This window comes from Pseudomonas putida group bacterium ESBL64 (assembly GCF_045277175.1).
Lineage (GTDB): Bacteria > Pseudomonadota > Gammaproteobacteria > Pseudomonadales > Pseudomonadaceae > Aquipseudomonas > Aquipseudomonas alloputida.
Genome location: NZ_CP145799.1, coordinates 2,585,619 through 2,595,000, shown reverse-complemented (window position 1 = coordinate 2,595,000; position 9,382 = coordinate 2,585,619). Strand labels below are relative to the sequence as shown.

Here is a 9,382-nt window from a genome sequence, read left to right as displayed (position 1 = left end):
CGGCCTGCGCGGAAGATGTAACGGGGCTCAAACCATGCACCGAAGCTACGGGTATCATCTTACGATGATGCGGTAGAGGAGCGTTCTGTAAGCCTGTGAAGGTGAGTTGAGAAGCTTGCTGGAGGTATCAGAAGTGCGAATGCTGACATGAGTAACGACAATGCGAGTGAAAAACTCGCACGCCGAAAGACCAAGGTTTCCTGCGCAACGTTAATCGACGCAGGGTTAGTCGGTCCCTAAGGCGAGGCTGAAAAGCGTAGTCGATGGAAAACAGGTTAATATTCCTGTACTTCCAGTTATTGCGATGGAGGGACGGAGAAGGTTAGGCCAGCCTGGCGTTGGTTGTCCAGGTTTAAGGTGGTAGGCTGAAATCTTAGGCAAATCCGGGATTTCAAGGCCGAGAGCTGATGACGAGTTGCCTTTAGGCGACGAAGTGGTTGATACCATGCTTCCAAGAAAAGCTCCTAAGCTTCAGATAACTGGGAACCGTACCCCAAACCGACACAGGTGGTTAGGTAGAGAATACCAAGGCGCTTGAGAGAACTCGGGTGAAGGAACTAGGCAAAATGGCACCGTAACTTCGGGAGAAGGTGCGCCGGCGAGGGTTAAGGACTTGCTCCGTAAGCCCATGCCGGTCGAAGATACCAGGCCGCTGCGACTGTTTATTAAAAACACAGCACTCTGCAAACACGAAAGTGGACGTATAGGGTGTGACGCCTGCCCGGTGCCGGAAGGTTAATTGATGGGGTTAGCGCAAGCGAAGCTCTTGATCGAAGCCCCGGTAAACGGCGGCCGTAACTATAACGGTCCTAAGGTAGCGAAATTCCTTGTCGGGTAAGTTCCGACCTGCACGAATGGCGTAACGATGGCGGCGCTGTCTCCACCCGAGACTCAGTGAAATTGAAATCGCTGTGAAGATGCAGTGTATCCGCGGCTAGACGGAAAGACCCCGTGAACCTTTACTATAGCTTTGCACTGGACTTTGAATTTGCTTGTGTAGGATAGGTGGGAGGCTTTGAAGTGGGGACGCCAGTTCTCATGGAGCCATCCTTGAAATACCACCCTGGCAACTTTGAGGTTCTAACTCAGGTCCGTTATCCGGATCGAGGACAGTGTATGGTGGGTAGTTTGACTGGGGCGGTCTCCTCCCAAAGAGTAACGGAGGAGTACGAAGGTGCGCTCAGACCGGTCGGAAATCGGTCGTAGAGTATAAAGGCAAAAGCGCGCTTGACTGCGAGACAAACACGTCGAGCAGGTACGAAAGTAGGTCTTAGTGATCCGGTGGTTCTGTATGGAAGGGCCATCGCTCAACGGATAAAAGGTACTCCGGGGATAACAGGCTGATACCGCCCAAGAGTTCATATCGACGGCGGTGTTTGGCACCTCGATGTCGGCTCATCACATCCTGGGGCTGAAGCCGGTCCCAAGGGTATGGCTGTTCGCCATTTAAAGTGGTACGCGAGCTGGGTTTAGAACGTCGTGAGACAGTTCGGTCCCTATCTGCCGTGGACGTTTGAGATTTGAGAGGGGCTGCTCCTAGTACGAGAGGACCGGAGTGGACGAACCTCTGGTGTTCCGGTTGTCACGCCAGTGGCATTGCCGGGTAGCTATGTTCGGAAGAGATAACCGCTGAAAGCATCTAAGCGGGAAACTTGCCTCAAGATGAGATCTCACTGGGATCTTGAATCCCCTAAAGGGCCGTCGAAGACTACGACGTTGATAGGTTGGGTGTGTAAGCGCTGTGAGGCGTTGAGCTAACCAATACTAATTGCCCGTGAGGCTTGACCATATAACACCCAAGCAATTTGCTGACGCAGATTGCGGTGGTGAAGACGAAAGACCCGAAAATTCGTAAGACCACAAATATCGCATATCCGAATTCGCTGGGCTGTCCATCTGGACATTCTGGCAACAGAATTTCTTGACGACCATAGAGCATTGGAACCACCTGATCCCATCCCGAACTCAGTAGTGAAACGATGCATCGCCGATGGTAGTGTGGGGTTTCCCCATGTGAGAGTAGGTCATCGTCAAGATTCATTTCGCAAAACCCCTATCTGCGCATGCAGGTAGGGGTTTTGTCTTTGTGGGCAAAAAAAACTGGACCTGCTCGAATCACTGTGGGAACAGGCAGCTCGGTGGAGGGCACCGGCTTCGCCGGTGTTCGCGGGTAAACCCGCTCCTACAATGGCCTGTGTCCCCCCCCCCGATGTGTGTCCACCACCAAACTGTGTAGGAGCGGGTTTACCCGCGAATACGGTGGCGGCGGCAACGGTGAACGGCGGGTGGAAATTGGCCAGCAGGGCCGGCCTCTTCGCGGGTAAACCCGCTCCTACGACGGCCTGTGTCCACCCCCCGATGTGTGTCCACCACCAATCTGTGTAGGAGCGGTTTTACCCGCGAATACGGTGGCGGCGGCAACGGTGAACGGCGGGTGGAAATTGGCCAGCAGGGCCGGCCTCTTCGCGGGTAAACCCGCTCCTACAGAGGATGGTGCGACGCCAGGCTAGATTGGCCTCCACGCATCATTAACGCGACTTTCCCGCCCCCCCCCTACGTCAAGACTTTGGTTCGGGGCACTTCTGCTCTGGACCTGGCGATGCCAGCGTACCGTGCTGCGCATTTCTGGACTTCCCCGTCCCATCACTTGAGGTAGCAAGCAAGATGGCCAAGGCCGCCGATGTCGTTGTGCAATGCCTGGAAAACGAAGGTGTCGAGTATGTATTCGGCATTCCCGGTGAGGAAAACCTCGACCTGCTCGAATCCCTGCGCAAGTCGAAGATCAAGCTGGTACTGACCCGTCACGAGCAGTCTGCAGGTTTCATGGCTGCCACCTACGGTCGTCTGACCGGCAAGACCGGCGTCAGCCTGTCGACCCTCGGCCCTGGTGCCACCAACCTGGTGACCGCCAGCGCCTACGCCTACCTGGGCGGCATGCCGATGATGATGATCACCGGGCAGAAGCCGATCAAGAAGTCCAAGCAGGGTCGCTTCCAGATCATTGACGTGTGCGGCATGATGGACCCCATCACCAAGTACACCCACCAGTTCGCCTCGGCCGACAACATCCCGGCCCGCATGCGCGAAGCCTTCCGCCTGGCCGAAGAAGAAAAGCCGGGTGCGGTGCACCTGGAGCTGCCGGAAGACATCGCCGCCGAGCAGACCGACGCGCTGCCGATCCCGCGCAGCCTGCACCGCCGCCCGCTGGCCGAGCACGTGGCCATTGAAGCTGCCGTCGAGAAACTGCAGAACGCGCGTAACCCGATCCTGGTGATCGGTGCCGGTGCCAACCGCAAGATGACCGCCAAGGTCCTCAAGCAACTGATCGACAAGACCGGCATCCCGTTCATCACCACCCAAATGGGTAAAGGCGTGGTCGACGAGCGCCACCCGCGCTTCCTTGGCAACGCTGCGCTGTCGTCGGGCGACTTCGTTCACCGCGCCGTCGAAGCCGCCGACCTGATCGTCAACATTGGCCACGATGTGATCGAGAAGCCGCCGTTCTTCATGGTCCGTGGCGGCACCGAAGTCATCCACATCAACTTCCGCTCTGCCGAAGTCGATGCCGTGTACTTCCCGCAAGTAGAAGTGATCGGCGACATCGCCAACGCCGTGTGGCAGATCAGTGAAGCACTGAACGACACGTCGCACTGGGACTTCACCCGCCTGATGGCCATCCGTGAAGCCAACGAAGCACAGATCGCCGAAGGCGCTGACGACGACCGCTTCCCGGTCTACCCACAGCGCATGGTGGCTGACATCCGTCGTGTACTGCCGTCCGAAGGCATCGTCGCCCTGGACAACGGCATCTACAAGATCTGGTTCGCCCGCAACTACAAAGCGCACAAGCCAAACACCGTGCTGCTGGACAACGCCCTGGCGACCATGGGCGCCGGCCTGCCATCGGCAATGGCTGCGCACCTGGTGCACCCGGACCGCCCGGTAATCTCGGTGTGTGGTGACGGCGGCTTCATGATGAACAGCCAGGAACTGGAAACTGCAGTACGTCTGGGCATGCACATCACCGTGGTGATCCTGCGTGACGACGGCTACGGCATGATCCGCTGGAAGCAGGCCAACATGGGCTTCACCGATTTCGGCCTGGACTACGGCAACCCGGACTTCGTCAAGTATGCCGAAGCCTACGGCGCCAACGGCCACCGCGTGGAAAGCGCCGAAGGCCTGCTGCCGCTGCTGGAGCACTGCATCAAGACCCCAGGTGTGCACGTGATCGACTGCCCGGTCGATTACAGCGAGAACGACCGCATCCTCAACAGCGAGCTGCGTGAGCGCGCGTTGGCGGTGTAAGCCCTGACGACCTTATCGCTGTAAGCCGGCACCCACAGGTATCTCAGATCCTGTAGGTGCCGGCGGGTGGTAGTTAGCAACCACTTCACGCCTGTTGCAATTGATCATTCTCAGGTTCTCTAGTCATGGAGAACCCGAGAACATGACTATTGGTTCGACACACAACCATCCTGCCGATCTGGCCATCGACCCATCACTGCCTATGCAGCCGTGGGCAGCGCGTTTCCCTAATCCCCCGGATCTCTGCTTCGACTACCGCCGTCTTATTGAACAAAAGGGAGGCGTCGCACGCGCCACACAACCCGATCACTGAATTTGCATCGTCGGTGCCGGAGTTACCGGGTTGCTTCAGCACAGTTCAATGGTGACTTTACCCTTGAGTACTACCCACACTATCAGGTTGGGAAATAACGGCGTACGGCGCATTTTGTAGGGGGAGTCCTACTGCCATTGTGTGATTTTCCTTTGGTTCCATAGGACTCTCCTGACTGTCGCTCCCTGACCCAACATCGCTTTACTGGCGTCCTTCCAAAACAACCACAAGAAGGAAGCCGCCATGTCTGAATCCTGTTCCCCCGTCAGCCCCGTACGTATCGCTGTCATCCAGTACGACCCTCAGGTCGGTCTTGAGCACTGTGAGAGCAACGTGAGCAGAGGCCTGGCATTGGCCCGGCGCGCAGCACGCGAAGGTGCCAACCTGATCGTACTGCCTGAACTGGCCAACACGGGCTACACCTTCAACTCCCGTGCCGAAGCCTATTCCCATGCGCAGGTGTTGCAGGACGGCCCTTGCCTGAAAACCTGGGCCGACTTCGCCAAGCAGTACCAGGTATACCTGGCTGCGGGGTTTGCCGAACGTGACGGGCTGAAGCTATACGACAGTGCTGTACTGTTTGGCCCCGAAGGCCTGCTCGGGCACTACCGCAAAGCGCATCTGTGGAACCAGGAAAAGCTTTGGTTCACCCCTGGTGACCTGGGGTTCCCGGTGTTCGAGACGCCTATCGGCCGTATCGGCCTGCTGATCTGCTGGGACATCTGGTTCCCGGAAGTGCCACGGGTGATGGCCGCGCAAGGTGCCGACATCATCTGCAGCCTCAACAACTGGGTATGGACCCCGCCGCCGTTGTTCGATGATGCAGGGCGCTGCATGGCCTCGTACCTGACCATGACGGCAGCGCATGTCAACAACGTTTATATCGCCGCCGCGAACCGGGTCGGCAGTGAGCGGGGCGGGCGCTTCCTGGGCTGCTCGCTGATCGCCGGTACTCATGGCTGGCCGATCGGCGAGGTGGGCAGTGCAGAAGCCGAGGAGATTATCTATGCCGATGTCGATTTGAGCAGTGCACGGTCGGCACCGATCTGGAACAGCCTCAACGACCTGCCAAGAGACCGGCGCACCGACCTCTACGATGCCACCCTTGGCTATCGCTTGCATGCACCTATGCCACGTTGAGGAGTTGCGAATGAACACGCACTTCTTCTCACGACAGCAGCATTGGCTTGTGTTGATGTTCGGCTGCCTGCTGGTGTTTCTCGCTGCAAGCCTTGCCCATGGCCAATGGCTGGATTATGCACAGAGGGTGGCGACGCTCGATGAGCCGCTCAGCCGCTTGCGCTGGATTGTTGGTGATATCAGTGAAGTGGCTTTCTACAAGCACGAACTACCCGCGCTGGGCTTGCTGCTGGGCGCGTGCCTGGCGCACTGGGCGCAGGTGCGAGGGTACCGCTGGCAGGGCTTTGCCATTTGCTATGGCAGCGGATTATGGCCATGGGTGTTTACCAGCTCGCTCTTGGGCTTGCTGCTCAGCCATGCATTGTGGGGATGGACCTTGGCCAGTGGCATCTGGCAACCAACGTTCGTTGCCTTCGTGTCATTGCCGGCAGCCATGGTCTTGCTTTTTGGTGCGGGCTGGCGGGTGACGATCACGGGGGCGCTACTGGGGGCACTACTGGTAACACCGGCCAGCCTGCTGATGGTCAATTACCTGTGTTATCCCCTGCAGTTGCCCGTGGTAGTGGGCAATGTGAGTGGCATGGCTGTGGCAAGCGTCGTGGCCTTCATCCTGTGCAAGCGCTTTCCTTCATGGGTACGCCAATGCGGTGAACCCACCGTCGTGGCGCCGGTTGTCAATCAGCCTGACTACGGTGTGGTCTGGACTTTGCGGCGCGTTCTGGCCGACTTCAGCGAAGCCCCATTCTTTGGTAATGAGCTGGCCAGCCTCGGGCTATTGCTGGGTGTGTTGCTGGCATACCTGTTGAGCCCGGCTGCACTGTCATACGGTTCTATGTTGGTGATGCAGATGGTGGCCGGGCAGGCCCTGGCATCCCTGGTCGGGGTTGTATGCTGGCGTGGACAGTGGAAAGCCCGTGGGTGGTACCCCACCTACATTCCGATTGTGTCGATCGTCCCGGCCGCGGTCTTGACACATGGCGGCAGTTGGCAAGTGGTGGTGGCCAGTGCAGTGCTGGGTGCACTGTTGGCTCCGCCGCTGGCAGTGGCGATCACTCAGCGGTTGCCGGCCTATGTGCATGGCTACATCGGCAATGTGGTGTCGATGGCCATCTGCACGCTGGGCATCGTGCCGGTAGTCGGTTTGGTTGTGGGGGGAGAAGCATGAGTGAACATTCGAGCTTGCCCAGGCTGTCGATCGCCACTCTGGGCGGCACGGTCAGTATGCGGGCCGGTGCGGTTGGGGGTGGTGTGACGCCAAGCCTGGATTGTGAGCGGCAACTGCTTCAGGTTCCACAGTTGCGCGAGATGGCACAGTTGAACGTTGCTTCATTGTGCCTGCTCCCCAGTGCATCGCTGGACTTCGCGACGTTGCTGGAGGTGCTGGCATGGGCCCGGGGCGAGGTGGAGCGCGGAGCTCAGGCCTTGGTATTGAGCCAAGGGACCGATAGCCTTGAGGAAACGGCCTATTTCCTGGATCTGCTCTGGCCATTCGAGGTGCCATTGGTGATGACGGGTGCCATGCGCTCGGCGAGTCAGCCGGGCAATGATGGGCCGGCCAACGTGTTGGCTGCGGCCCAGGTTGCATTGGCAAAAGACAGCCATGGGCGAGGTGTGCTTGTGGTCATGAATGATCAGGTCCACTGCGCGGCAAGGGTTCGCAAGACGGCCAGCCTGGCGATGGCGGCATTCGAGTCGCCCGGATGTGGCCCGTTGGGCGACGTTGTGGAGGGGAGCGTGTTGTATCGCCATCCGCCTGGGCGGCGGGAAGTGTTGCCGTTACCGTATCGCATCGACCAGCGCGTTGCCCTGCTGGAAGCCTGCCTGGACGCAGACACGGCGCTGCTGCAGGCTGTGGCCACACTGGGTTACGAAGGGTTGGTCATCGCCGGTTTCGGTGCTGGTCATGTTTCTGCCAGTTGGTCCGAAGTGCTGGAACACTTGGCGCCCACCTTGCCGGTATTGGTTGCTACACGCACAGGGAGAGGGCCTACAGCCCGGGCAACCTACGGGTTTGCTGGTGCAGAAATCGACTTGCAGAAAAAAGGCGTCTACATGGCTGGGCCACTCTGCCCGCGCAAGTGCCGCATCTTGCTCTGGCTGCTGATAGGCGCCGACCGGCAACATGAGCTGCAGGCCTGGTTGCAGCCCTGAACCATCTGCCCGCGCAGTCGTTCGCGCGGGCAGCCCTTCCGGCGTTGCTGTGCTAGGGTGCACACACTTTTGCTCCCCAGGATTTTTACCCATGCTCCCCGTACTCAGCAAAAAAGAACTCGACCGCCTCGAAGACCTGCTGATCACCTATGGCAATGACTACTCGGTGCTGAACCTGGCCGAGCTCAATGGCTTTTTCGTCGCGCTGGCCAGTTCGCCGATCACTGTCCACCCGGAGCAATGGCTGCCCGCGGTGGCGGGTGGCAAGGTACCGAAGTTCAAGAAGCCCGCGCATGAGGAGGCCTACACGGCATTGATGCTGCGTTATGCCAGCCAGGTGGCAGAAGAACTCAGCAATGGTGTCGACCAGTTCGAGCCGCTGTTCGAGGAAAGCGAGGGCGAACAGGGCACTGTGATCGTGATGGAGGAGTGGTGTTTCGGCTACATGCGCGGTACCCAGATTGCCGGTTGGGGCGAGTTGCCACCGGAGCAGGACCCGCTGCTCAAGGCCATTTCGCTACATGGGCTGGAGGATAATTTCGAGCTGCTGGACCAGATGAGCGAAGAGGATATCCAGGCCTGTGTGCCGCAGGTGGTCGAGGCTGCGCGCGGGCTGTACCGACATTTCAAAAAGCGGCACTGATCTGATATCTGCATGAGCTAGTGCTCACCTGCCGGCGCCAGCGCAAGTGTTTGGAAACCATTATTCCGCCCCGCGAAATTATGGTTTCCCCTGCGCACTGATTCTGCTACCAGCCGATCCAGTGCAGCATGTGCTCCATCAGCCCCATCCCGGCGCTGACCAGGAACCAAGCCCATGTCGAACCCGATCAAGCTCTACAACTTCCCCAAGTCTGGCCATGCTCATCGCATCGAGTTGATGCTCTCGCTACTGAACCTGCCCACCGAGCTGGTGTTCGTCGACCTGGCCAAAGGCGCGCACAAGCAGCCGGACTTCCTCGCCCTCAACCCGTTCGGCCAGGTTCCGGTCATTGATGACAACGGCACGGTGATTGCCGACTCCAACGCCATCCTCGTCTACCTGGCCAAAAAGTATGACAACGGCGCGTGGCTGCCCGAAGAACCTGCCGCCGCCGCCCGTGTGCAACGCTGGTTATCAGTCGCTGCCGGCCCGCTGGCCTTTGGCCCGGCCGCCGCCCGCCTGGTCACGGTGTTCGGGGCTTCATTCAATGCCGACGAAGTGATTTCCCGTGCCCACACCTTGCTCAAGGTGATCGATGCCGAGTTGGCGAAGACGCCATTCCTGGCGGGTAGCACACCCACGATTGCGGACATTGCCAACTACTCCTACATCGCTCACGCCCCTGAAGGCAACGTGTCGCTGGAGCCCTATGCCAATGTGCGCAACTGGCTGGCGCGGATCGAGGCGCTGCCGCGTTTCGTCCCCATGCCGCGCACCGTGATCGGGCTGCAAACCCACGCCTGAAACCCCGCCATCGCGAGGAGCGC

At 59.0% G+C, this 9,382-nt stretch carries 6 protein-coding genes, 2 rRNA genes and 1 pseudogene (1 of these 9 running past the window's edge); all 9 read left to right on the top strand.

What is annotated here, in order from left to right:
- Positions 1-1,789, top strand: a 23S ribosomal RNA gene (locus tag V6093_RS11855); it begins 1,104 nt to the left of the window's first position.
- A gap of 131 nt (positions 1,790-1,920) precedes the next feature.
- A 5S ribosomal RNA gene (gene rrf, locus V6093_RS11850) occupies positions 1,921-2,036 on the top strand.
- Between the two features lie 628 nt (positions 2,037-2,664).
- Complete coding sequence (locus tag V6093_RS11845) at positions 2,665-4,308, top strand: acetolactate synthase large subunit (RefSeq protein WP_003254851.1); 1,644 nt, start codon at positions 2,665-2,667, stop codon at positions 4,306-4,308.
- Positions 4,309-4,450: 142 nt separating this feature from the next.
- Positions 4,451-4,618, top strand: a pseudogene (locus V6093_RS11840) (oxidoreductase); the annotation flags it as partial.
- Between the two features lie 246 nt (positions 4,619-4,864).
- Entirely contained in the window at positions 4,865-5,761 is an 897-nt protein-coding gene (locus V6093_RS11835) for a nitrilase family protein (protein ID WP_003254849.1), read from the top strand.
- A gap of 10 nt (positions 5,762-5,771) precedes the next feature.
- Positions 5,772-6,926 carry a hypothetical protein gene (locus V6093_RS11830; protein WP_004576807.1) on the top strand — a complete coding sequence of 385 codons (1,155 nt, stop codon included), beginning with the start codon at positions 5,772-5,774 and terminating at the stop codon, positions 6,924-6,926.
- A complete protein-coding gene (locus V6093_RS11825) occupies positions 6,923-7,912 on the top strand; it encodes an asparaginase (RefSeq protein ID WP_047603506.1) in 990 nt (329 codons plus the stop codon). The genes V6093_RS11830 and V6093_RS11825 overlap by 4 nt, the downstream gene beginning before the upstream one ends.
- A gap of 91 nt (positions 7,913-8,003) precedes the next feature.
- Positions 8,004-8,555, top strand: a complete 552-nt coding sequence (locus V6093_RS11820) for a UPF0149 family protein (protein ID WP_012051443.1) — start codon at positions 8,004-8,006, stop codon at positions 8,553-8,555.
- A 174-nt stretch (positions 8,556-8,729) separates the two neighbouring features.
- Positions 8,730-9,359 carry a glutathione S-transferase family protein gene (locus V6093_RS11815; RefSeq protein ID WP_012051444.1) on the top strand — a complete coding sequence of 210 codons (630 nt, stop codon included), beginning with the start codon at positions 8,730-8,732 and terminating at the stop codon, positions 9,357-9,359.
- The last annotated feature ends 23 nt before the right edge of the window (positions 9,360-9,382 follow it).